The organism is Yersinia hibernica, assembly GCF_004124235.1.
GTDB classification, from domain to species: Bacteria; Pseudomonadota; Gammaproteobacteria; order Enterobacterales; family Enterobacteriaceae; genus Yersinia; species Yersinia hibernica.
This window is the reverse complement of sequence record NZ_CP032487.1, coordinates 4,077,078-4,101,984: the sequence shown is the minus strand read 5'-3', so window position 1 is coordinate 4,101,984 and position 24,907 is coordinate 4,077,078. Positions and strand designations below refer to the sequence as shown.

Here is a 24,907-nt window from a genome sequence, read left to right as displayed (position 1 = left end):
CTTGTAATGCAGGGATTGATACAGTCCAACCCGGAATGCTGAGTATGCTAATGGTTTCGATAGCAGAAAAAAATGCGCAATAATGCATAACACTGTTGCTTAATAAGCAATAAAAGGGATGGATTAAGGATGATTTGCATCTTTTTTCGCTAAACGGGGGAGAAATAAGCGCCACTGGCTATAAAAAATTGAGATTATCTGTGGGTTGTGACAGTAGCCCTGCAGATGAGGTACTATCGCGGGCAGAAATTGACAATGAACTTGCGGTGCCGATCTGCTGGCTTACAGTGATCGCCTCCAGAGTCTGAGGATAATTGAGTAATGAGTGATTTGACTCATGACGGTGCAGAACGCTTACCGCTGCACACCTTTACTGAAAACGCCTATCTGAACTATTCCATGTACGTCATCATGGATCGGGCGTTGCCGTTTATCGGCGATGGTTTGAAACCGGTGCAACGGCGCATTGTCTACGCGATGTCCGAGCTGGGGCTGAGCAATAACGCAAAATTCAAAAAATCTGCCCGTACAGTCGGTGACGTGCTGGGTAAATATCACCCACATGGCGACAGCGCTTGTTATGAAGCGATGGTATTGATGGCGCAGCCATTCTCTTACCGCTATCCACTGGTTGATGGACAAGGGAACTGGGGGGCACCGGATGACCCTAAATCTTTTGCGGCGATGCGTTACACTGAATCGCGGCTATCTAAATATGCAGAAGTTTTACTGAGCGAATTGGGGCAGGGTACGGTTGATTGGGTGCCAAACTTTGATGGCACCATGCAGGAGCCGAAAATGCTGCCTGCGCGTCTGCCGAACATTCTGCTCAACGGCACCACCGGCATAGCGGTAGGGATGGCCACTGATATTCCGCCTCATAATGTGCGCGAAATTGCGCAGGCGGTGATTTCCCTTATTGATAAACCCACGACTTCTCTCGATGAGTTGTTGGAGTTCGTACAAGGGCCAGATTTCCCGACAGAAGCAGAGATTATCACTCCGCGTGATGAAATTCGTAAGATTTACCAGCATGGCCGTGGGTCGGTGCGGATGCGGGCATTGTGGAAGAAAGAAGATGGCAGCGCGGTGATTACTGCACTGCCACATCAGGTTTCCGGTGCTAAAGTGCTGGAGCAGATTGCCAGCCAAATGCGCGCCAAAAAATTGCCGATGGTTGAAGATTTACGCGATGAATCTGACCATGAAAATCCGACCCGTTTGGTAATTGTTCCGCGCACTAATCGTGTCGATCTGGATCAGGTGATGAACCATCTGTTCGCCACCACGGATCTGGAAAGAAGTTATCGCATCAACATGAATATGATCGGCCTGGATCATCGCCCATCAGTCAAAGGGCTGTTGGAGATCCTGACTGAGTGGCTGGTATTCCGCCGCCAAACAGTACGTAACCGACTGAATTATCGGCTAGAAAAGGTACTGAAGCGGCTACATATTTTAGAAGGTTTATTGATTGCCTTCCTGAATATTGACGAAGTTATTCATATCATCCGTACTGAAGATGAGCCAAAACCGCTGCTGATGCAGCACTTCGCGATTTCTGAAACTCAGGCTGAAGCTATCCTCGAACTGAAACTCCGCCATTTAGCTAAATTGGAAGAGATGAAGATCCGCGGTGAGCAAGATGAGTTAGCCAAAGAGCGCGATCAATTGCAGGCGTTATTGGCCTCAGAGCGTAAACTTAATACACTGATTAAAAAAGAAATTCAGGCTGATGCTGCGGCTTATGGCGATGACCGTCGTTCACCACTGACTGAACGCGGTGAAGCTAAAGCCATGAGTGACCATGACATTGTGCCTTCTGAGCCGGTGACCATTGTGCTGTCTGAAATGGGGTGGGTACGCAGTGCTAAAGGCCATGATATTGACCCGACGGGCTTAAGCTATAAAGCCGGTGATAGCTTCCGTGCGGCGGCACGCGGCAAGAGTAACCAACCGGTGGTCTTTATCGACTCAACTGGCCGCAGCTATGCATTGGACCCACTGACACTGCCATCTGCGCGCGGGCAAGGAGAGCCGCTAACCGGTAAGTTAACTCTGCCGCCGGGGGCAACGATTGAACAGGTATTGATGGCATCCGACAGCCAGAAGTTATTGATGGCTTCTGATGCAGGTTATGGTTTTGTTTGTACATTCAATGACTTGGTTGCCAAAAACCGTGCTGGCAAGACGATGATTACCCTGCCGGAGAATGCTAAAGCGCTGCCACCGTTAGAAATTTATGGGCCGGATGACATGCTGTTATCCATCACTGCTGCTGGGCGTATGTTGATGTTCCCGGTCGCCGACTTGCCTGAATTATCAAAAGGTAAGGGTAATAAAATCGTCTCAATCCCAGCGGCGGACGCCGCTGCAGGTAAAGATCGTCTGGTATGGCTATTTGTCTTGCCTCCCCAAACATCCATTACCCTTCACTTTGGTAAACGTAAGCTCACCTTGCGGCCAGAAGATTTGCAGAAATTCAGAGCGGAACGTGGCCGGAAAGGTTCCCCACTGCCTCGTGGTCTGCAACGTATTGATCGTGTTGATGTTGATGCACCAGAGCGGCCGATACCAATAGATAATGAAGAGTAATGCGCTAATAGCCCGTCAATGTTACAGAGAGCGTGCGCAATTTGCGCGCGCTGCCGCGTAACCGAACTAGGGTAAGGAATCTGCGCGGTGTTTTGCCTGAAAATCGTTATACTAGTGCCGATTACGAATCTAAGAGTGAGTGTTTAAGAGGTTGTTATGCTATTAATTTTGCGCACGGTGCTGGCAGTTTTATATTGTTTTCTAGTGTGTGTGTTTGGTTCGATTTATTGCCTGTTCCGTCCACGGAATCCGCGTAATCTTGCCACGTTCGCCCATCTCTTTGGCCGAATGTCAGTATTATTTGGGATTACCGTTGAGCAACGAATTCCCGCAGAAGCAGCGCACTACGGTACCTGCATTTATATCGCAAACCATCAAAATAACTACGATATGGTCACGATGTCGAATGTTGTTCAATCCGGTACTGTTACCGTGGGCAAAAAGAGCTTACTGTGGATACCATTATTTGGCCCATTATATTGGCTGACAGGTAATCTCCTTATTGACCGTGATAACCGGGCTAAAGCACATGGCACTATCGCCCAAGTGGTTGAGCAAGTTCAGAAAAAGAATGTTTCTATCTGGATGTTCCCCGAAGGGACTCGTAGCCGTGGCCGTGGTTTGCTGCCGTTCAAAACAGGCGCTTTTCATGCCGCTATCGCCGCGGGGGTGCCAATTGTACCCATCTGTGTGTCCAGCACTAACCACATCAAGTTAAACCGTTGGTCAAATGGCAAAGTTATTGTAGAAATAATGCCGCCGGTTGATACCTCCGGTTATGGTAAAGATCGCGTTCGTGAGTTGTCAGAGCATTGCCGTAATTTGATGCTGGCTAAAATTGAACAACTTGATGCAGAAATTGCCCAGCAGGCAGCCACTAAAAAATAATCTATTAGCCTTTACCCACGGGTTATTCTGCGACGATTATTTTGCCCGCAGCTAATTTTTGGATTTTCATTTAAACGACTCTGGTCGTGAGCGTTTTGCCGTCCTTCAGCGTTATACGCAGTCAGGCAAAATTTTGCAGTAAGTTTGATTGTGGTTTTCACGGAGAAGATATGTCACTCAGTCGTCGCCAGTTCATTCAGGCTACGGGCTTAGCGCTTGGCGCAGGTTCGTTGCCATTGAGGGCACAGGCTAATAGTACCCAGCAACCCTCGTTACCTGTTCCACCTTTACTGGAATCTCGCCGTGGCCAACCGCTGTTTTTGACTTTACAGCGGGCGCACTGGGCATTCAGTGGCAGACAGAAAGCGGCAGTGTGGGGTGTCAATGGCATGTATCTGGGGCCGACTGTGCGGGTTTATAGCGGGGATGACGTTAAACTCATTTACAGCAACCGTTTGACTGAGCCGGTATCCATGACCATCAGTGGGCTGCAAGTTCCGGGCACACTGATGGGCGGCGCGGCGCGGATGATTTCCCCTGGTGTGGATTGGTCGCCGGTATTGCCTGTACGGCAACCCGCGGCCACCTGTTGGTATCATGCTAATACACCAAACCGCATGGCACCCCATGTTTATAATGGGCTGGCTGGCATGTGGCTGGTGGAAGATGACGTCAGCAAAGCAATGCCGCTGCCGAGCCATTATGGTGTTGATGATTTTCCGATTATTATCCAGGACAAGCGGCTCGATAACTTCGGTGTGCCGGAATATGACCCGCCCGCTAAAGGCGGCTTTATTGGCGATACCTTGCTGGTTAATGGTGTACAAAGCCCGTTTGTTGAAGTTTCCCGTGGTTGGGTGCGGTTACGTTTATTAAATGCCTCCAATTCGCGTCGCTATACCTTGCAACTGAGTGATGGCCGCCCATTGCATGTGGTTGCCAGTGACCAAGGTTTTCTACCTGCGCCTGTTGCGGTGCAGCAGCTTTCGTTAGCGCCGGGTGAGCGGCGTGAAGTGGTGATTGATATGTCGCAGGGTAGCGAAGTGTCAATTACGGCCGGGGAATCTGCTGGGATTATGGACCGGTTGCGCGGGCTATTTGAGCCATCGAGTATTCTGATTTCCACCTTAGTGTTGACATTAAAACCGACCGGCTTGCTGCCGTTGGTCACTGATAATTTGCCAATGCGCTTGCTCTCGGATCAGATACTGGACGGCAGTGTGGTACGTTCCCGCGAGTTCCGTCTGGGGGATGATTTGCCAGGAATCAATGGCGCTATCTGGGATATGAACCGGGTTGATGCTCAGGCACAACAAGGCACTTGGGAGCGTTGGACAATTCATGCCGATATGCCGCAAGCATTCCATATTCAGGGTGTTTCGTTCTTAGTGAAAAAAGTTAATGGCGCGCCCGCGATGGCCGAAGATCGTGGCTGGAAGGATACAGTTTGGGTCGATGGCGATGTGGAATTGTTGGTGTATTTCAATCAGGTTTCTTCTGAACATTTCCCATTCCTGTTTTACAGCCAGACCCTCGAGATGGCAGACCGTGGAACCGCCGGGCAATTGGTGACACAGGCGGCACCCACACTCGGTTAAGAAACATGGGGTCATCGCTTCAATTGACATTGATTCGGTGACCCCCGCTTTTAATGATGTTCTTAATCACATGCTCAAAAGATATATCCTTCCTCTTTTCACGGATAAATGCGTATAATCGCCGCCCGGTGATGATTTCTTAACCCGAATACCTCAATTTTCCCCAATTCAAAGAGTGTTGCCATGAGTACCAGCCTGATCCAGCCAGAGCGTGACCTGTTTTCTTATCAGCCTTATTGGGCTGAATGCTATGGCACCGCGCCATTCCTACCGATGTCTCGCGAAGAAATGGACATACTGGGCTGGGATAGCTGCGACATTATTGTCATCACCGGCGACGCGTATGTTGACCACCCCAGTTTTGGCATGGCGATTATTGGCCGCATGCTGGAGGCTCAGGGTTTCCGGGTGGGGATTATTGCTCAGCCAGATTGGACGAATAAAAATGATTTCATGCGCCTAGGTGAGCCGAATCTGTTCTTCGGGGTTACTGCGGGCAATATGGACTCGATGATTAACCGCTATACCGCTGACCGCAAGTTACGCCATGATGATGCCTACACGCCAGATAACCAAAGTGGTAAGCGGCCAGATCGTGCCACACTGGTGTATAGCCAGCGCTGTAAAGAAGCCTATAGCCATGTGCCGGTTTTATTAGGGGGGATTGAGGCCAGTTTACGGCGCATTGCCCACTATGATTATTGGTCAGATACCGTGCGCCGCTCAGTTATTGTGGATGCCAAAGCCGATATGTTGGTATATGGCAATGGTGAGCGGCCACTGGTTGAGGTTGCGCACCGCTTGGCGGCGGGTGAGAAAATTGCTGATATTCAGGATGTTCGCAATACCGTTGTCATGCGCAAAACCGCATTACCGGGCTGGAGTGGCGTGGATTCTACCCGTCTAGATAAACCGGGGCGTATAGAAGCTATTCCAAACCCATATGGCGAAGATTTGCCATGTGCCACAGACAGTGTGCCCACTGCGGAAGCCAAGCCAATTACCGTGCGAGCCGCCAAACCCAAGCCATGGGAAAAGACCTATGTCTTGCTGCCATCCTATGAAAAAGTGAAAGCGGACAAAGTGCTGTATGCCCACACTTCGCGGATTTTACATCATGAAACCAACCCTGGCTGCGCCCGGGCTTTGATGCAAAAACATGGCGATCGCTATATCTGGATTAATCCCCCGGCGATCCCACTGAGCACCGAAGAGATGGACAGTGTTTTTGCGCTGCCTTACCAGCGCGTACCGCATCCGGCTTATGGCAAATCGCCAATCCCAGCTTACGATATGATTCGTTTTTCGATCAATATCATGCGCGGTTGCTATGGCGGTTGCTCGTTCTGCTCTATTACCGAGCATGAAGGGCGTATTATTCAGAGCCGTTCTGAAGATTCCATCATTCGTGAAATCGAAGAAATTCGGGACAAAGTCCCCGGTTTTACCGGCATTATTTCTGATCTGGGTGGCCCGACTGCCAATATGTATATGTTGCGCTGCCAGTCACCGCGCGCTGAGCAAACTTGTCGTCGTGCATCCTGTGTTTATCCTGAAATTTGCCAGCACATGGATACTAATCATCAGCCGACCATTTCTTTGTATCGGCGAGCGCGTGATTTAAAGGGGATTAAAAAGATCCTGATAGCATCTGGGGTTCGCTATGATTTGGCTGTGGAAGATCCGCGTTATATCAAAGAATTAGCCAGCCATCATGTGGGCGGTTACTTAAAAATAGCGCCGGAACATACCGAGGAAGGGCCACTTTCTAAAATGATGAAGCCGGGTATGGGCAGCTATCAGCGCTTTAAGGAGCTGTTTGATACCTATTCCAAGCAGGCGGGCAAAGAGCAGTATTTGATTCCTTATTTCATCTCTGCCCACCCGGGGACGGAAGATAAAGATATGGTCAATCTGGCCCTCTGGCTCAAGAAAAACCGCTTTCGATTGGATCAGGTGCAGAATTTCTACCCATCACCGCTGGCTAACTCCACCACCATGTATTACACCGGCAAGAACCCGCTGAGCAAGGTGGATTACAAGAGTGAGGATGTCACTGTGCCGAAAGGTGATCGCCAACGGCGGTTACATAAAGCATTGCTGCGCTATCATGATCCCGCGAACTGGCCGATGATCCGCACAGCATTAGAAGAAATGGGGCTGTCGCACTTGATTGGTAGCCGCCGTGAATGCTTGGTACCGGCCCCTACTCTGGAAGAGCAGCGTGAGGCTCGCCGGGCGTATCGCCAACATACTCCGGCACTGACCAAGCACACGTCGATAACTCGCCAGCGCCAGCCGGGTAGCCGCACAAATGCGGCTCCTGCGGGTAAAACACCGGCCAATAAAGCGTCTTTGGCTAAAACCGTGCCAGCAACCACCGGCACATCTGCGGCCAAAGCATCAGGCAGCAAAACCGGCGCAAACAGAGCGCCGGTGAATAAACCCGCTGGAGCTACCAGAGGGAAAGCTAAGCATCATTAAGCTAAATTAGCGGTCAGATCCGAAAACATCAGGATCTGGCCCCAGCCGTTTTCCGCTATCCAACTTCGAAATTGCCGTCAGTTCATCTTTGTGTAGTTTAAAATCAAATACTTCAAAGTTTTCCCTGATGCGCGCTGGTGTCACTGACTTTGGAATAACAATCAGCCCACAGTCCAGATGCCAACGAATCACGATTTGTGCCGGTGTTTTGCTGTATTTTTGTGCTAATTGACGAATGACAGCCTGATCAAAAACGCCATCGCCACCCTGCGCCAGTGGGCTCCAGGATTCAGTCGCAATATGATGTGTCGCATTCCAGGCATGGAGCTGCCGCTGTTGCAGCAGCGGGTGAAGCTCAATCTGATTAACCGTAGGGGCTACGCCGGTTTCATCAATTAGCCGTTGCAGATGGGGAATGTGGAAATTGCAGACCCCAATGCTGCGGATCAAACCTTTTTCTTTCAATGCGATCAATTCACGCCAAGCACTGACATAGCTATCCTGAGCCGGATCTGGCCAATGGATCAGATAGAGATCCACATAATCGAGCTGCAGCTTTTCCAGACTCTCTTCCAGTGCTTGCTGTGGATTATGCTGGCTGTCATTCCACAGTTTGGTGGTGATAAATAGCTCATCACGGGCGAGATTGGCGGTTTTCAGCGCCTGACCCACCCCCTGTTCATTCTTATAAATCGCCGCAGTATCGATTGATCGATAGCCGACTTCCAGCGCCTTACTGACAGCAAGTTGTGTTTCTGCAATGCTGGCTTGCCAAACGCCAAGGCCAAGTTGTGGCATCAGATTTCCATCGTGCAATTTGATAATGGGTTGCGCTGCCATATTTATCTCCTTAGCTGAATACCCTTGGTGCTTGACGTTGCAAGAAATCCGCTCCCTGCAACGCCATTTTTGTTGGGTATAGATTTGGGCTGTATCAGCCTATTTGTATAACCAATATGATAAGTTTAGTCGCTATAGCTGTGTTTATTAGACCGCAGCTTCGTAGATACGTTTGCTATCGGCTAAAGTGATGTCGCCGTGTTCACCCAGAGCAGTCATGCCGTGCTCTTCTAACTTTTTGATGAGTGAGGGAATGGTGCTGCCATCCAGTTGATAATCGGATAGGCGAGTGGGCACCCCCATGCTTTCAAAGAAGTGACGCGTTGCGGCAATGGCAGCATCAATGCGCTGGTCTTCGCTACCCTCACGGATATTCCAAACTCGCTCAGCATATTGCAGTAATTTCGCGCGTTTTTGTTGTTTCTTCTCTACCAACAGGGCGGGGAGCACCACGGCCAATGTTTGCGCGTGGTCCAACCCGTGACGTGCTGTTAGCTCGTGCCCCAGCATATGTGTGGCCCAATCTTGTGGTACGCCAGCACCAATCAGGCCATTTAATGCCATCGTCGCGCTCCACATGATATTGGCACGGACTTGGTAATTTTCAGGGTCAGTCAGGGCTTTCGGGCCTTCTTCAATCAGTGTTAGCAGCAAGCCCTCGGCAAAACGGTCTTGCACTTTGGCATCAACCGGATAGGTCAGATATTGCTCGATAGTGTGAACAAAAGCATCGACCACACCATTGGCGACCTGGCGTGGTGGCAAGGTATAAGTGACCACCGGATCCAGCACCGCAAACAGCGGCTGCACATGTGGCGAGAAGAAATGCTGTTTATCGCCGGTGCTGCGGCGGCTGATAACTGCACCACTGTTGGTTTCCGAGCCAGTGGCCGGCAAGGTCAGCACTGACCCCATGGGCAGCGCTTGTTTAATATCGCGGCCAGTGGTTTCCAGAATATGCCATGGATCTTGTGGATAATTGACCGCCGCGGCGATGAATTTAGTGCCATCCAAGACTGAACCGCCGCCTACCGCGAGTAAGAAAGTGATTTTCTCGGCGCGGCAAATCTCAACTGCCTTCATTAAGGTTTCATAGGTCGGGTTCGGCTCGATGCCGCCAAACTCCAAGAAATCAAAGCCTTTCAGTGCTTGGTGGACTTGGTCGAGCACACCATTTTTCTTGATGCTGCCGCCACCATAGGTAATCAAAATTCGCGCATCGGCAGGGATTTCTTTATTCAGTTGCGCGATTTGACCCTTACCGAACAGCACTTTAGTGGGGGTATGAAGAGTAAAGTTTTGCATGATTTGTCTTCCAGTGTGGGGTAATGAACAATAAGCACCAAGAGATTAACGTGTGGCGCGAGAGGTGTTTGTCGCCGTATCAGTGGTAGCCATTGTCGGCAACCTGCTGCCATACCTCAATGCACATTTCTGCCTTGCTCTTGCCTATTTCTCCAAATCACTGTAGAAAACCCGCAAAATACTGCACAATTTATGTCGGATCGTTTCAGATAACAGAAGCAGGTAAGAGCGCAATGGTTGAGGTAACTGATATTCAGACACAGATGGCCGAGGTTATTACTCGCCTGGCTCAGGGCAATGGGCTGACTCCCTGCGCGGTACCCAAAGTGAAGATTTTATACTCCACCGTGCATCAACCGCGCACCCCCGTCATGTACACCCCGAGTGTGGTCATCATATTTCAGGGGCATAAAGTCGGTTATCTCGGCAGCAAGGTGTTTCAATATGATCCGAAAAACTATCTGATTCTGACTGTACCCTTGCCGTTTGAATGTGAGACTTTTGCCAGCCCTGAGGTGCCACTGGCGGGAATCTCAATTCATATAGACAGCCAGATGCTACAGGACTTAATTATAGACATTGGTGATGATGAGCTTGCTAAACCTTTCGGTAATACCTCCGGGGTTAACTCCGCGGCACTGACTGAAGAGATGCTATGCGCCACTGAGAGGTTGCTGGATGTGATGTGCAATCCGCGGGATGCCAGGGTGCTTGGTCCACAAATTGTGCGAGAAATTATTTACTACGTACTGTGTGGCCAGTGTGGTGGCGCATTGCAGGCTTTGGTTAACCGCCACGGCCATTTCAATCAAATTACCAAGACGCTGCGGCGCATCGAAAATCAATTTGCAGATAACCTGAATGTCGAGCAATTAGCCGCAGATGTGAATATGAGTGTTTCAGCATTCCATCATAATTTTAAGGCGGTGACTAACACATCTCCGCTGCAATACTTGAAATCTTACCGCTTGCATCGCGCGCGGATGATGATGCTACATGACGGTTTGAAGGCCAGCACGGCGGCCAATAAGGTCGGCTATGAAAGTGCTTCACAATTTAGCCGTGAGTTTAAACGCTATTTCGGCCTAACCCCGAGTGAAGAAGTCGCCAAACTGCGCACTAACTGAGGCCATATCCACCCAAAAACGGCGCGCGGAGCGCCGTTGAAATGAGGGTATCACTCCGTCACACTTTTACGTTTACACCAGACCAAAACCAGGGTGCCAATCAAGCCCGCCAGCAGCAAGATAATGGGCAAAATCATCAGGGCGGTCATGACTTGGTTTTCATAATGCTTAACCAGCGGAATGTGGCTAAGTGCATAGCCCAAGCCCACCACACTCCCCACCCATAGCAGGCCGCTAAGCCAGTTAAAGAACTGAAAACGTGTGCTATTTAAACCTGAAATCCCCGCCAGAGTGGGTAATAAAGTCCTGACAAAAGCCAGAAAACGGCCAATAATCAGCGCCGCCAGCCCGTGGCGAACAAACAGATTGTGGGCGCGTTGGCGATAATGAACAGGTAGCTGCAACAGCCACCTTTTGACCACTTTGGTGTCTCCCAACCACAGCCCTTGCAGGTAGCTCAGCCAACACCCCAAGCTGGCCGCTGCGGTCAGAATTATCATGGTTGGCAAGAATGCCATGACACCCTTGGCGATGAGTGCCCCCGCCAATAGCAACAAACTATCACCAGGGAGGAAAGAAGCCGGTAACAAGCCATTTTCTAAAAAAAGAGTCGTAAAAAGTATGCCGTAAATAACCCAAATCACATTCGGGTCGGCAAGTTTACTAAAATCCTGCTGCCATAAGGCATGAAGGATTTCGCGTAATACATCCATTTCTGTTCCTGTTTGCCTATCATGTGAGGATATTGTTGTGAGGTCTTACCCAGTGTATCTGTAATGGCGCGGATCCACATTGATCTTATCCTCAATAACTGAATTTTCGCGGGTATATATACCCGCTGTTGATACTATTTGTGTAAGAGAGGATGAATGCGCGGAGACTGTTAGCGCACATTCACATGCGAAAAGTTTACTGCGCGGCTTTGATGCGCTCAAACCCTGCAGCTAAGTCGTCCTGCAAATCCTGTACATTTTCCAGGCCAATGTGCAAACGCAACAGGGTGCCTGTGATTCCTGCGCCCTCATATTGACGGATTGCTCGGATATCTTTAGGTTGATAACCCAGAATCAAAGACTCGAATCCGCCCCAAGAGAAAGCCATGCTGAAATGAGTAAAATTATCGAGATAAGCTTCTAACTGCTGCTGAGTGAGCTCTGCTTTTAACTCAAAAGAAAACAAACCATTGCAGCCCGTAAAATCGCGTTTATAGAATTCATGCCCTTTACAGCCGGGCAGCGCAGGGTGATAGACCGCCGCAACTTCCGGGCGCTGAGCTAGCCAGTTTGCGATTGCGATACTATTTTTCTCATGCTGCTTCAAACGCACACTTAAGGTGCGTAAACCGCGGCTGGCCAGATAGGCGGTATCGGCATCCACCATCTGCCCCATCAGATAAGAATCTTCGCGCAGCTGCTCCCAACAACGGGCGTTGGCAACCGCAATGCCCAACATGGCATCGGAATGGCCAATGATATATTTAGTGCCTGATTGGATTGAGATATCAATATCAAAATCCAGTGCTTTAAACAGCACGCCAGCCGCCCAGGTATTGTCCATCATAATAATCATGTCAGGCGAGACCGCGCGGATGGCCTTGACTATCGCCGGAATATCCTGCACTTCCATGGTGATAGAACCCGGTGACTCCAAGAAGACGACTTTGGTTTCTGGCCGGATCAAAGAGGCTATTTCGGCCCCTATCATGGGATCAAAATAAGTGGTGGCAATATTCATGCGCGACAATATTTTATCGCAAAAACTTTGCGCCGGTTCATAGGCAGAGCCGGTCATCAGCACATGATCGCCAGTGGAAACAAATGATAAGATGGCATTGCTAATGGCGGCGGCCCCACAAGGATAAAGCACACACCCCGCACCGCCCTCCAGTTCGGTCATGGCTTCTTGCAAAGAAAAGTGAGTTAACGTGCCGCGACGGCCATAAAATAACTCGCCATTTCCACGGTTAATCGTGGCCTGTTTTTTCGCTTTTACTGAGTCGAAAACCAGAGAAGATGCCCGCTGAATCACGGTGTTGACCGAACCTTGGGTGAACTTCTTGCTTCTGCCGGCGCTCACTAAGGTTGTTTCCAATTTTTCTGTGGTTGATTTATTTGCAGACATGATTTTGTTGCCACCTTCTTATCAGCACGCCCATTATTCCATGGCCAGCATTCATTATCGGGATGTATTTATTCCTTACGTTAGCATGATGATTATCATGTGGGGTCAGCTTTCACCATGAAAAAAACTCAAGAGGGTGACTCGCTGTTTTCTGAGAGTTTGTGATGGAAAAATGCTGTATAAATGCCGGAATAGAGGATTTATTAAGGTGTTAGCGCCAACGAATACCTTATTTTGCGCCAGCTTACGCCATATGACTAATCACTTTTATATATTCATTTGGCATTAGTCATCCGGTGCGACTAATAAATCATATTTCTTATCAAACCACGGAGTCCCTGATATCAGGGCAATTCTTACTTTTTCTCAAAAAATCGGCGCAAATACTAATGATAATTACTATCAATCCCTGATTTGTTTGATATGATCGGCCTCTGATTTCGTCCTTAAATTGATATGCATATTGGGTGGAGGCACAGCGTGAAAACAGCTGGCAAAGAGATTAAAGATAAATCATTCGCGCCAGGCCGAATGATGAAAGGCGCGACGGCATTATTGCTGGTGGCAGGTTTAGCCGGCCATGCATTCGCAGCGCCAGGCAACAGCAGCGCCGTCGCTGCATCTGTTGCGACACCAACAACTGCAACATCAACACCATTACCTGCGCCGGAAATTACACCTGTAGCAGCAACACCTGCCAATGCAGAAGCTGTTGCGCCTGCGACATCGGCACCTATGGTCCAGCCACTCACCGCACCGGCACCACAAGGGCTGGCGATGGATCTCTCTGTTTGGGGCATGTATCAACATGCTGACGTGGTTGTGAAAGGGGTAATGATTGGTTTGGTATTGGCATCTATTGTCACCTGGACCATTTTGTTCTCCAAAGGAACCGAATTATTCCGCGCCCGTCGCCGCTTACAGCAAGAGCACGAAGTTATTGGTGCGGTCACTGATCTCGACACGGCGTCCGAGCGGGCAGAGGCCTTTTCTCCACAGAGTATCAGCGGCCTATTGCTGCGCGAGGCGCAAAACGAGCGCCTGTTATCGGCAGAATCGAATGATAACAACGGCATCAAAGAACGTACCGCTTTTCGTCTGGAGCGCCGTGTGGCGGCCATTAGCCGCCAAATGGGCAAAGGTAACGGATTCTTGGCAACAATTGGGGCGATTTCGCCGTTTGTCGGGTTGTTTGGGACGGTTTGGGGCATCATGAACAGCTTTATCGGCATTGCCCATTCACAGACGACGAACCTGGCCGTGGTTGCGCCGGGGATTGCTGAAGCATTGCTCGCCACTGCCCTTGGCTTGGTTGCCGCCATTCCTGCGGTTGTTATCTATAACATTTTCGCTCGCTTGATTGGTTCTTACCGGGCTCAGGTCGGGGATGTCGCAGCACAGGTATTATTACTGTTGAGTCGTGATCTTGATTTGAGCAGCAGCGCTGAAGCAAAGTCACCTAAGCAGCCTCACCAATTGCGTGCGGGGTGATTTATGGCCATGCGGATGAACGACAACCTTGATGAAAGTGGCGAGTTGCACGAAATTAACGTGACGCCTTTCATTGATGTCATGCTGGTATTACTGATTATCTTTATGGTGGCAGCGCCATTGGCAACAGTTGATATCAAAGTGGACTTACCTGCATCCTCAGCGGTGCCACAGCCGCGGCCAGAGAAGCCGGTCTTTCTGACGGTGAAAGCGGATAATCAGTTGTATGTCGGTGACCAGCAAGTGGATCGTGACACACTGGCCACAGCACTGGATAAAGTGACCCAATCTAACAAAGAAACCACCATTTTCTTCCAAGCGGATAAAGTGGTGGATTATGAAACCTTAATGAGCGTGATGGATGCATTGCGTAAATCAGGTTATCTCAAGGTCGGGTTAGTCGGCATGGAAGCGGGTGGCGCAAAATAATCAATAAGGGCGCGGTGGATATTACCGCGCCTATTATTATTTTTTCGGCGTATTACGACCAACTTCAGTATCGGCTATTAGCACTTGCTCAAGATCCTGCGCCAATTCATGGGCATTCTGTGCTAAATAGAAATTATCCTCCCCAACACATGCTTTCCAATCAATATCTTCTCTTGGAACATAGCCAATCCCAATAAACACCATCCTAATATCATTCTCTTTGATTTTTTCACACATTCCCTTCTTAATAAGTTTTTTAGTAACATTAAAGTAGTTTTTATCTTTATACTCGTCAGGAAGTCCAGTGTGAGTATGGTTACTATCATCACCGTCAGAAAGAATGACCATTAATTTTTTATGGCCGTTATTTATTTTCTTAAAGATATTATTTCCAGCCAGTATCCCGGAACTTATTAGCGTTCCACCCTCAGCATCAAATTTTAAGGCGTCCAATAATATTGAGTTATTCATATTATCTCTGTCAATAATATGGGCATTAATGTTTTTTAAGCAAGATTCATTATTAAGAATATCTAACATAGGAATATTAATTTCTTTTGTTTCTTTTGTTTCTTTTGTTTCTTTTGTAATTGATTTAATTGTCTTATTATAGTCAATATTATCAGTAATAATCTTCCATATTATTGTGGTGTAATCAATAAAAGTAGCATATTTGAAAAACTTAGTGGCTTTAGAACGCTGTTTATCATTAATGATATTTTTCTTTATTCCTTCAATTCCCTTTTCAATATCTTCACTTTCCTGACTTAATTTTCCATACTCAACATGAATAATATCGCCTAATTTTTCTAAACCTTGGAATTTCTTTAATCCAGATGCGGTATATCGCCGAAGATAGTCCCCACTAGAACTATATTTTTTTGGCACGAATGGAAAATGACAAAATTCTTTATTCCCCGCTATGATTTTACTTCCCCAGGAAAAGGGGACAAACCCAATGACATCAATGGCATCATTACTGTTTATTTTTTCATTTAAATTTTCAAATATCCTCCTCAATACTGCTATTTTACTTTCAGTGCTATTCGAATAGTCAAATGACTTATTCATTGAACCGGAATAGTCAGCGACAAAAACAATGTCGGTGGGTTCAGCACGGCTGGATAGGTATTTTTTAGCAGAAGCGCTATCAGTGGTGGTAATTTCATTATTTACACGAGCAATCATCGATTTTTTTAAAAAGGATACCGGGTAATTCATCGTAATATTTACATCATATTCAAGGTGAACCGCGTTATTATTAATTGCTATTGTTGGTATCGAGAATGTTTCTGATGGCAAGTATGCTGCAACATAAGAAGAAACAAGGTCATTGTTTCTCTGTGCCTGAGGATCATCAGGAATATCATGGTTTGCAACAGTTAATGCTAATGTAGCTTGCTCAATAGCATCAGAGAGCCTAGCTTTCTTTTGTATGAAAAGAGATAATTCCAAAGATAAAAAAATGAGCCCCATAAGGATAGGCAGTAAAATAATAAATGACAGTAAGATCGCGCCATTTTCATTTTTGATAAAATTGATAATTCTAAATTCCCTATGAATAATAGTATTTTCTTTCAGCATAAATAGCCTAATTGCGTGATTGTTGTACCCAATGCTATGGGTTAATTAGCGTTCCATGGCGATGGATGATGATTTTATTGGTGCAATATTTCCCCTAGACTTAAATAGAACGCTATACCAAGGTGTCGTGGGTAAACATAAAGTCACTTGATAAAGAGGAATCCATCTTCCGGCAAGACTAAAGGATGATAATTGTCTTAACTCATTGAGCGATTCATCCGGTTCACAAACTCCAATATTGAATGAAAGACTCTTCTCATCATCAATATGTCTATTTTCTATCTTAGACGAATCTGTATGACGGAAATGTATTGTTTCTATTTTTATTGCAAGATCAGTCTGCGGATAATGCGAGTTTGCCAACATACTATCTGCCAACTTTTTTATTTCACTAACTTGAGCCTGCGTTAACACATTATCATTGTTATATAGCCGGGTTCTTTCTCGCACGACCCCAACTAATGAATATGATATTCGATCTAATTTTCCAACGGTTGAATAGTATTCAGAGACTGACAGCAATATTTTTATAAATAGAGTAGTGATGAAAACAACAAAAACAAATTCAACAATGATTGCACCCTGAATATTGACAATTATATTTTTGGGGTTAATTTTCTTGTACAAAAACAACCTCTCGTGATAATAGACTACTGGCCCATAACGATGAAATAGGAAAAAAAGCTGGTTGATATAAATAGCTAATACTATACGTAGCTAGCGGATATGTATTATCACCTGATATATCCCGATTAATAACCCCAGGAATATTACGACTAAATAAAACGTTTGAAATACTCAAGTTATCTTCTGTAATAAAAGAGCCTAAAACTCCTTGGTGTGAAATTAATCTCTGGCGTAGGATCGAACTATAGCTATTATTGTCACTGCGCTCTTTATTTTTGGCTGATTTTGCCGCTTCCGAAACGGCTAAATCCAAACTAGCAGAAATATAAAGTAAGCGAGCAATTTCCGCGCTAAAAAGCAGCATAAATATAAATAAAATTATTATGAGTGAAAAATCAATAGCAATAGAACCCCGATTAGAGTGAAAAAAACGTAGAGTTATGGCACCCATTATTGAGCCTTAGCTGCGAATTTATCTTGATAGGGGCCGCTCACTTGACTGAGTGCGAGTATTAACTCGTCAGGGTCTTTAGCCATTTTCTCAGCGGATATTATCTTTTTGGCATATTGCTTATCATCAAGTTTAACTAATGAGAATACTAAGTTATGCAGCATTAAATTTTCTCGACCACCCGCCAGATAGTCAGGGAATAATATCCTGACAGCATCGGCATAACGTTCATCGAGTATTGCTACTACTGCGAGATTATTCATTGCTATCTCATCAGATATAAACAAAGCACGTGATTGTTCAATAGCCGTCTCAGCTTTCTTTATGTCACCCTCATTGGCAAAAATAATGCCGTTTAAATTATGTGCTTCTGCATTATTGGGGGAAATAGCTAATAACCTATTGACTGCCATCCTGGCAGCCACATTATCATTGTTACTTATAAAATTCTTGGCTTGTAGCATGTGAACTGAGGCATTCTGCATATGCGATATTGGATGTAGATAATATAAAGATGATTTAATATCACCGGTAAGATAGTAACTATTTGCCAGCTTTAACCTGGTTGAGTCATCTTCTTTTAATTTTAACCTATCGCGATATAAATTAATGAGTCCATGGTGATTATTAGCTTTGAGTAAAATACTCTCACGATAATAATACTCTTTGTCACTTATATTTTTATTATAAGTGCAACCACTTAAAAATAAAGTAAAAAATAATACACTTGTCGAGATACTAAATTTTTTATTCATATGCAAGTAACTCCAGAAGGCTAGGGGATATAACTAATATAATAAATGGGATAAGAATGAATAAAAATAATGGGATAGTTAACTTCGCTGTTAATTTGCTTATTCTCTCTTCTGTAACGAGCAACTGCATTTCTCTCATATCCTTTGATAATTTAATCAACTGCTCGTAAACAGTGGCACCAAAACTGATACTGTATTGAAGTGCGCCACAGAACATTCGAATTTCCACCTGTGTAGAGGATTGATAAAATTCTTTAATTGCACTCTCTAAACCATTAATTTCAGCTCGTCGTGTCATTTTTAGCATAATTAAACTTAAGTCGGTATTAATTAACTCAAATTTCTTGGCTGAGTAACGCAATGAATTATCTATTGTCATCCCAGATTGAACACAGGCAGCCGTTATATCAATAAAGAATGGGAGCGACTTAAGTAAAAATTGAGTCCTCCTGGCTACAATACTTTCCACGATCAATTTGGGGATATATAATGATATTATTAACATAAACACTACGACTAAAAGCATGTTTTCGAGATTAACTTGGAATAAATCAAGTGCTGCTAGTAAAGCTATTATCATCAGAGTGACTATGATAATAGTCAATTTTAAATATATTGTTTTATATAAAAAAATGGTAATTTTATGGTGTTGTAGATATTTTTATCAATTTCTTTTGCGCTATTATTACTCTTAGTTTTTATTTTTTCATTATCGATATTATTTATTTTTTTTGTAGTTTTCCATGCTGTTATTCTTGTTTTTATTTTTTAGAAAAACAGTCAGCCCAAATATTATTATAGTAATGAATAATAATGTCATCATGTCGCTTTACCTAACATTCTTCTTATGACTACCATTCCAATCAATTCACTGGCAAAAATATAGTAATATATCAATTTTCCGATGGGATGTTCCCACATGGATTTTATGGTGGTAGGGTCAAGAAAATAGAGTAACAGAGAAAATACGATCGGCATTACGGATATAATATTCACCGACATCCGTACTTGTGCGGTCATAACTGCTTTTTTTTGTTCAGTAGTTTTATTTTTATTGATCACTTCTGATAAGCGACTGGTGAGCTCTCTTAACTGCCCACCTTGCTGTAGGTTAAGTAAAATAATAGTGATAAGAAAATAGAACTCTGGGTAATTAAAACGCTGATAAGATTCATAAAAAACGGACTCAGGAGATTCCCCCACATTTAATCGGCGGTAAATAAGATTAAACTCACTCCCTAATGGGCCACTAATCTCTTGACCACAGCGGTCTAATACTTGATTAATACTTGCACCACTACTTGCGGCCATATTAATCATTAACAATGCTTCAGGAAAATCTTGCTTAAAAAGAGTATAATATCTTCTTTTTGACAATATCAATTGAAAGTATACAACACTTATCATGATGAAAAGTAAAGTAATAATAGTATTTAGGCTAAACCAAAAGTAATTTATCGAATAAATACCTGTTGAGTATATTATCGGAATTGATATATGGAGAGTGTTCTTCTCTTTAAAAATATCGGATAAATAAACGGTCCATTCTTCAAATGTTTTCTTAGCTAATATAGCTAAGAAAGATCCATTGTGTTTTTTTGTCTTTATAACTGATCTCTTTATTTTCAACCATTTGATATTATTTAACAATATCAAAATAAAACCTGATAATAATATTATGTAGTAAATCATTTTCCCACCAAAGAAAAAATGCCATTTAATTCATTTGATAAGTTATAGATATCGGAATTTATCCTTACAGATGAACGACTCAGTAAACCATGATTGATAAATTCACCTTGGATATTTCCTTCTCGTCTGGGTTCTTTTGCAGATTTAAATGAAAAAATATCCTGTAACACAACATTATCTCCCTCCATCCCCATAATTTCGCTGATTTGACATATTTTTCGCGAACCATCATTCATTCGCGAAACCTGGATAATAAGATTGATTGCTGAGGAAATATTACGACGAATAGTCAATATTGGCATATTAACCGGCCCCATCATAATCATACTTTCGAGCCTGGTAACCGCATCTCGAGGAGAATTAGCATGCAGTGTGGACATTGAACCATTATGGCCTGTGTTCATTGCCTGAAGCATTTCAAAGGTTTCTTCACCTCGGCACTCCCCAATAATGATCCGATCAGGGCGCATACGCAGTGAGTTGGTAACTAAGTCTCGCATTGTTATTTGTCCGGTATTTTCCAACCCGGCAAGTCGTGTTTCCATTCGTACTACATGTGGTTGTTCAAGATTGAGTTCCGCTGCATCTTCTAAGGTAATAACCCGCTCATTTTCAGCAATATACATTGATAGTGCATTGAGTAATGTTGTCTTACCTGACCCTGTTCCCCCTGAGATAATAATATTAACCCGACAACTAGCAGCAATAATGAGAAAATTAGCCATATCACTACTCATGGCACCCATATCGACTAAGTCTTCTAACTTTCTTTTATTGCTACTAAATTTTCGGATAGAAAGTACAGTTCCATCCAATGTGATAGGGCTTATGGCCACATTGATACGACTTCCGTCAATTAAACGAGCATCCGCCAGTGGCCGGCTTTCATCAATACGACGGTTAGCACGTTGCATCAAACGTTTAGCAATATCTGTCAATTGAGCGTTATTAATAAAGCGGCGAGCAGTTAAAGTTATTTTCCCATGGCGTTCAATAAATATTTTTTCTGGGCCATTAACCATAATGTCACTAATAGATTCATCCTCCATAAGTTCTCTTAATGGGCCGAATCCAGTAATTTCATCCGCAATCATTGCAATCATTTCTTTCTGTTCTTGGGTTGTTAATTTATAGTTATTATTATTAAATAAATCATCAAGAGTATGTGAAAGTAATTCACTGAGTTTGCTATAATCATCAACCAGATATTCAACCTTATCTATATCAATGTTAGCTAGCATTCTCTCTCTAATGAGTTCTTGTGTGCTCAATGGTACCTTCACTTTTTAGCATTCCTTTTTTTTAGTGATACAGTGATTATATTTATCCATGACTTTTTATTGTTTGATAAGCGGGTGCTGATGCCCAATGTGTTTTTAGCTAAGTTTTTTATTTTTATTTTATTTCTGCCAAAATAATTCTGATCAATTAGTGACTCTTTATTTTTATATATATAAGGTATTTGGGTGTCAATCTTTCTAGCTAATAAAGTCTGGATGTCGGAAGTATCTAACATATTCTTTGCTATCGGCCGGCTTTCATTTAAACAAACAATCAATCGTGTGGCTTGTCTGTTATCTCGTTTAAAACGTTCATAAATATCAATGAATTCTTTAGCAACACGAACAGATGTCATACTATTGTCGAGTAATATAATGATGCAATCTGAGTATTCAATATATTTTGTTAATTTTTCTTTTGATAAATTATGGATGGATTGATCGAACACAATATAATTGTGCTTTCTACCTATTTGGGTATTAATATCACTTAATTTATTTTCTTTGCATAACATAATGTCAATATTCTTATGACATTCATTTACCTCTGCTGTTATCTTTTTCTCTGTGACAAGATCAAGATCTTGAGATCCTTGATTACCTTGTAATAATAAAGTAGGTGATTTCTTTATTTGAGCTATTTCACAAGAGAAATGATAGCTGAGTAGTGTGGTGCCAATACCACCTTTACATCCTAGTATACTAATAAAAAAAGCTTTCCTTTCGGTTTCAATAGGAATGCCTTTGAGTAAGTGTTGTGTTAATTCAACTGACTGTGATTGCAGATTTAAGTATAACACTCCACGCTCAGTAAATTTTTGCGCGACGCTAATTGAGTCTATATCACCGACTAACACACACCAACAGTCCCGCGGAGTATTGCTTTTTATTAAACTTAACGTTTTATCGACATCCTCATTATTACCGATATCAACAATAAATCCGACAGTTTGTTCTGGAATAGTTATATCCGATATATTAAAAATATCTTTATCAATTTCTTTAATTTCGTGAATATCAGCTAGCCGTATCTTTTCAGATACTTTCTCTATCACCCATTTTCTGGTAGACATAATTACAATATTGTTTTTTATTTTACTGTCTTTCCTATTGATGAGTTCCTTATTGAGAATTAATTGCATAATTTACCATTAGTGTTTGAGTTTTTTCTATTGGTATTGTAGGCACAGCCTACTTCACTACTTTTAGTGATGCGGTAATCATTAACATTATATTGACAGGGTTTGTATCGAGCGTTTAATTTGCTATCTTTGCATTGATTGATGATTTTTATTGGTTTTTCATTCTTTTCTACTAATACTGATGCGCGCTCATTGCTCATCGGGGTAATTGTTGGCCCTGCATTAACCAAATTTGAAAATAAAGCAATGCTGCCTATTAGTAATAACTTCATTTGATAAATCCCCCTTTGCTTAGAAATTCTCTAGCCATTTTCTCTCTTTTTATTTCCATGATATGTGTAAAGTTAAAGAATCGCTCAAGTGTTGAGGTATGCATGAAATTGGGGAGTTCCACTTCTTTCTCTGAAACGGGTCTCACTAAATTCACGGTCGCGACGACAACTAATTCAGTTTGATTTTTCTGTGTCTCTGCATTGCGAAAGAATGCGCCTAATATAGGGATATCACCAATAAGTGGGATTTTTTTTAGAGATTCCCTCTCCGAGCTGCTGATAAGCCCGCCAAGGATAAAGCTTTCACCATCACCTAACTCTAAAGTTGTTGCGGCTTTTCGTGTTCTGAATGATGGATGTGAATCTCCTCCATTGATACTAAATAATTTATTTATACTACTGACTTCTTCATCAAGTTTAATTCTGATACGTTTTTTCTCATTGACTTTGGCTCCGATATTTAGTTTTATGCCAAATTCTTTATAAGTTACTGACGTGCTATTTTGTGTGGTATTAACAATGGGTATTTCTCCACCGACTAAAAATGTAGCACTTTCTCCTGATAATACGGATAGATTAGGCTCGGCTAAAACACGAGCAATAGAATCATCATTAATAGCATGGACTAATGCGCTAATACCTTTCGCGTTAAATTTACTCAACCCATCAAATTTATGAAATTGAAATGAACCTGATAGATTTCCTATCGTATTCCAGTCAACACCAATGTTTTCACTAAAGTCTTTGGTGACCTCTGCAATAGTTAATTTTACATTTACTTGGTTTGAATTCGATAACTTTATTCTATTAATAATACCAGAGTATTCTGGGGTGTTAAAATATTGACTATCACCATCGATTTCTTTTTTTCTGCTTACCCCTATTAATTTTTTACTTCCGATGGCTTCACCAATAATACTGATAATACTATCTTTTGCCTCTTCAGTTTCTACTGTTCCTGTCAGGATATAGCTATTACCTAGCTTGTTAATATCTATGTTACTTTCAGGGAATTCAAGTTGTATTCTTTTGTTTGCCGAGGTAATAATATTATTAACTAATACGACTGACTTTTTTATGGGTTGATGGCTTTGATTAAACAAAACAAACTCTGCAGTTCCTTCCTGTTTAGCATACACAATAATACTATTGTTACCGACTAACTCATAGTCTGCGATAGTTGCGGCAGAAACAAAAACAGTGTCTATTTCCTCTTGTACTTTAATAATATAAGATTCACCCTCAGATAAATAAACTGGTTTAGCATATGCACTATTCACTGCTATTTGGTAAGCGGTAATTATGCATAGTAAAAATAGTATTATTTTATTTAAGTATCTCGACTTAGCGACTCTCATCCTCTTAACTCTCTTATTTTGCGTAACTCAGGTAACGTGTCATGTAGACGTTTTGATTTATTATCTTCATCAGCGATAGCTGGAGTCAGGATTATTTCACCTGATACTTCCGCCAGATAGATTAAATCTAGATCTCGCATGTTTATGATGACGTCTATATAACCAGTTATCGTCTCCTCAGTCTTTTTATTCTTACCGTTTACTTCTGATAATTCACTTTCTGAGTACTTTTTAATTCTTACTACTTGCATGTTTTGGATAATTTTATAGAGTGAGTAACTTTGCCCTTGTCTATTACTCATTCCTTTTTTATTTATCGTGATGTCATTCTCCATCCCCTTTCTATTATCTGTCTCAAGAGTAACTAATTGAAAGGAAACTTTATCTCCGATGTCTAATGAATTGAGTAAATATTCATCTTGTTTTTTTAAATTGAATTTATAGATTATCTCACCTTTCTTTAAGGTAAGGCGATTAAACTCATCACTATCAGGTGAGGCTAACATGTCTTTTGTCAGATAGGAGTTAGCAAGAACATTTTCCTTCAATATGTGGCTATTGATTTCAGCACTGCTTGATATGTTGTTTTTTGCTAATTCACTTGATTCTTTAACTAAGAGTTTTTTTATGGCGTAATCGTTTTTACTTAATGTTTTTCCTGAGGATAGGTCTCGAGTTGACTGTGCTAATGCTATATTGACGTATTTCTCGCTATTCAATTCGAGCAATTCGTTGGATGTCGTTTCGTGACTATCATTATTAACCAGGATACCTGTAATACCAGTGGCTATTATTAAGATGGAAAGAAATAAAATAAACTTACGATTCATGATAATATCCTTTATCTTATTTTTTAGATGATAGACTT

General features: G+C 43.3%; 21 protein-coding genes and 1 pseudogene. 7 read left to right on the top strand and 15 right to left on the bottom strand.

Features of this window, described 5'->3' with window-relative positions:
- Window positions 1-321: 321 nt before the first annotated feature.
- From parC to D5F51_RS19245, 4 genes are all read left to right on the top strand, one after another.
- Complete coding sequence (parC, locus tag D5F51_RS19260; RefSeq protein ID WP_025376984.1) at window positions 322-2,595, top strand: DNA topoisomerase IV subunit A; 2,274 nt, start codon at window positions 322-324, stop codon at window positions 2,593-2,595.
- Window positions 2,596-2,751: 156 nt separating this feature from the next.
- Window positions 2,752-3,483 carry a 1-acylglycerol-3-phosphate O-acyltransferase gene (locus D5F51_RS19255; RefSeq protein ID WP_025376983.1) on the top strand — a complete coding sequence of 244 codons (732 nt, stop codon included), beginning with the start codon at window positions 2,752-2,754 and terminating at the stop codon, window positions 3,481-3,483.
- Between the two features lie 170 nt (window positions 3,484-3,653).
- Window positions 3,654-5,081, top strand: a complete 1,428-nt coding sequence (ftsP, locus tag D5F51_RS19250; RefSeq protein WP_025376982.1) for a cell division protein FtsP — start codon at window positions 3,654-3,656, stop codon at window positions 5,079-5,081.
- 183 nt (window positions 5,082-5,264) lie between these two features.
- Entirely contained in the window at window positions 5,265-7,565 is a 2,301-nt protein-coding gene (locus tag D5F51_RS19245) for a YgiQ family radical SAM protein (protein WP_025376981.1), read from the top strand.
- Between the two features lie 6 nt (window positions 7,566-7,571).
- On the opposite strand, the gene dkgA is transcribed toward D5F51_RS19245, so the two are convergent.
- Window positions 7,572-8,405 carry a 2,5-didehydrogluconate reductase DkgA gene (dkgA, locus tag D5F51_RS19240; protein ID WP_025376980.1) on the bottom strand — a complete coding sequence of 278 codons (834 nt, stop codon included), beginning with the start codon at window positions 8,403-8,405 and terminating at the stop codon, window positions 7,572-7,574.
- 147 nt (window positions 8,406-8,552) lie between these two features.
- The gene (gene yqhD, locus D5F51_RS19235; RefSeq protein WP_129198554.1) at window positions 8,553-9,710 is read right to left on the bottom strand and encodes an alcohol dehydrogenase; all 1,158 of its coding nucleotides are present in this window, start codon (window positions 9,708-9,710) and stop codon (window positions 8,553-8,555) included.
- A gap of 233 nt (window positions 9,711-9,943) precedes the next feature.
- Here yqhD and D5F51_RS19230 point away from each other — a divergent pair, with 233 nt between their 5' ends.
- Window positions 9,944-10,837 carry an AraC family transcriptional regulator gene (locus D5F51_RS19230; protein WP_025376979.1) on the top strand — a complete coding sequence of 298 codons (894 nt, stop codon included), beginning with the start codon at window positions 9,944-9,946 and terminating at the stop codon, window positions 10,835-10,837.
- Window positions 10,838-10,887: 50 nt separating this feature from the next.
- On the opposite strand, the gene D5F51_RS19225 is transcribed toward D5F51_RS19230, so the two are convergent.
- Together D5F51_RS19225 and metC are read right to left on the bottom strand one after the other, a co-directional pair.
- The gene (locus D5F51_RS19225; RefSeq protein ID WP_129198552.1) at window positions 10,888-11,550 is read right to left on the bottom strand and encodes a DedA family protein; all 663 of its coding nucleotides are present in this window, start codon (window positions 11,548-11,550) and stop codon (window positions 10,888-10,890) included.
- 196 nt (window positions 11,551-11,746) lie between these two features.
- Window positions 11,747-12,958, bottom strand: a complete 1,212-nt coding sequence (gene metC, locus D5F51_RS19220; RefSeq protein WP_129198550.1) for a cystathionine beta-lyase — start codon at window positions 12,956-12,958, stop codon at window positions 11,747-11,749.
- A gap of 480 nt (window positions 12,959-13,438) precedes the next feature.
- Here metC and exbB point away from each other — a divergent pair, with 480 nt between their 5' ends.
- Both exbB and exbD read left to right on the top strand, forming a co-directional pair.
- Window positions 13,439-14,449, top strand: a complete 1,011-nt coding sequence (exbB, locus tag D5F51_RS19215) for a tol-pal system-associated acyl-CoA thioesterase (RefSeq protein WP_162301796.1) — start codon at window positions 13,439-13,441, stop codon at window positions 14,447-14,449.
- A 3-nt stretch (window positions 14,450-14,452) separates the two neighbouring features.
- Complete coding sequence (exbD, locus tag D5F51_RS19210; protein ID WP_025376975.1) at window positions 14,453-14,878, top strand: TonB system transport protein ExbD; 426 nt, start codon at window positions 14,453-14,455, stop codon at window positions 14,876-14,878.
- 36 nt (window positions 14,879-14,914) lie between these two features.
- Here the strand turns inward: exbD and D5F51_RS19205 are convergent, their stop codons facing one another.
- The 11 genes and pseudogenes from D5F51_RS19205 to D5F51_RS19155 all read right to left on the bottom strand — a co-directional run bounded on the left by D5F51_RS19205 (window position 14,915) and on the right by D5F51_RS19155 (window position 24,869).
- The gene (locus D5F51_RS19205) at window positions 14,915-16,462 is read right to left on the bottom strand and encodes a TadE/TadG family type IV pilus assembly protein (RefSeq protein ID WP_129198545.1); all 1,548 of its coding nucleotides are present in this window, start codon (window positions 16,460-16,462) and stop codon (window positions 14,915-14,917) included.
- A 45-nt stretch (window positions 16,463-16,507) separates the two neighbouring features.
- Window positions 16,508-17,089, bottom strand: coding sequence for a tight adherence pilus pseudopilin TadF (tadF, locus tag D5F51_RS19200; RefSeq protein ID WP_129198543.1), 582 nt, complete (start codon window positions 17,087-17,089; stop codon window positions 16,508-16,510).
- Window positions 17,073-17,540, bottom strand: coding sequence for a TadE/TadG family type IV pilus assembly protein (locus D5F51_RS19195; protein WP_025376972.1), 468 nt, complete (start codon window positions 17,538-17,540; stop codon window positions 17,073-17,075). The genes tadF and D5F51_RS19195 overlap by 17 nt, the downstream gene beginning before the upstream one ends.
- On the bottom strand, window positions 17,540-18,295 hold the full coding sequence (locus tag D5F51_RS19190) for a tetratricopeptide repeat protein (RefSeq protein ID WP_129198541.1): 756 nt from the start codon (window positions 18,293-18,295) through the stop codon (window positions 17,540-17,542). Before D5F51_RS19190 ends, D5F51_RS19195 begins: the two co-directional genes overlap by 1 nt.
- A pseudogene (locus D5F51_RS19185) lies at window positions 18,288-19,118 on the bottom strand (type II secretion system F family protein). The gene D5F51_RS19190 and the pseudogene D5F51_RS19185 overlap by 8 nt, the downstream one beginning before the upstream one ends.
- Complete coding sequence (locus D5F51_RS19180) at window positions 19,115-19,987, bottom strand: type II secretion system F family protein (protein WP_162301795.1); 873 nt, start codon at window positions 19,985-19,987, stop codon at window positions 19,115-19,117. The pseudogene D5F51_RS19185 and the gene D5F51_RS19180 overlap by 4 nt, the downstream one beginning before the upstream one ends.
- The gene (locus D5F51_RS19175; RefSeq protein ID WP_162301794.1) at window positions 19,984-21,270 is read right to left on the bottom strand and encodes a TadA family conjugal transfer-associated ATPase; all 1,287 of its coding nucleotides are present in this window, start codon (window positions 21,268-21,270) and stop codon (window positions 19,984-19,986) included. The genes D5F51_RS19180 and D5F51_RS19175 overlap by 4 nt, the downstream gene beginning before the upstream one ends.
- Window positions 21,267-22,409 carry a CpaE/TadZ family protein gene (locus D5F51_RS19170; protein WP_129198539.1) on the bottom strand — a complete coding sequence of 381 codons (1,143 nt, stop codon included), beginning with the start codon at window positions 22,407-22,409 and terminating at the stop codon, window positions 21,267-21,269. Before D5F51_RS19170 ends, D5F51_RS19175 begins: the two co-directional genes overlap by 4 nt.
- Window positions 22,400-22,681: a hypothetical protein gene (locus tag D5F51_RS19165; RefSeq protein WP_129198537.1), complete on the bottom strand. Its 282-nt coding sequence runs from the start codon at window positions 22,679-22,681 to the stop codon at window positions 22,400-22,402. The genes D5F51_RS19170 and D5F51_RS19165 overlap by 10 nt, the downstream gene beginning before the upstream one ends.
- On the bottom strand, window positions 22,678-24,039 hold the full coding sequence (locus D5F51_RS19160) for a type II and III secretion system protein family protein (protein ID WP_129198535.1): 1,362 nt from the start codon (window positions 24,037-24,039) through the stop codon (window positions 22,678-22,680). Before D5F51_RS19160 ends, D5F51_RS19165 begins: the two co-directional genes overlap by 4 nt.
- Window positions 24,036-24,869, bottom strand: a complete 834-nt coding sequence (locus D5F51_RS19155; protein WP_087768356.1) for a tight adherance operon protein — start codon at window positions 24,867-24,869, stop codon at window positions 24,036-24,038. Before D5F51_RS19155 ends, D5F51_RS19160 begins: the two co-directional genes overlap by 4 nt.
- Between the last annotated feature and the right edge of the window lie 38 nt (window positions 24,870-24,907).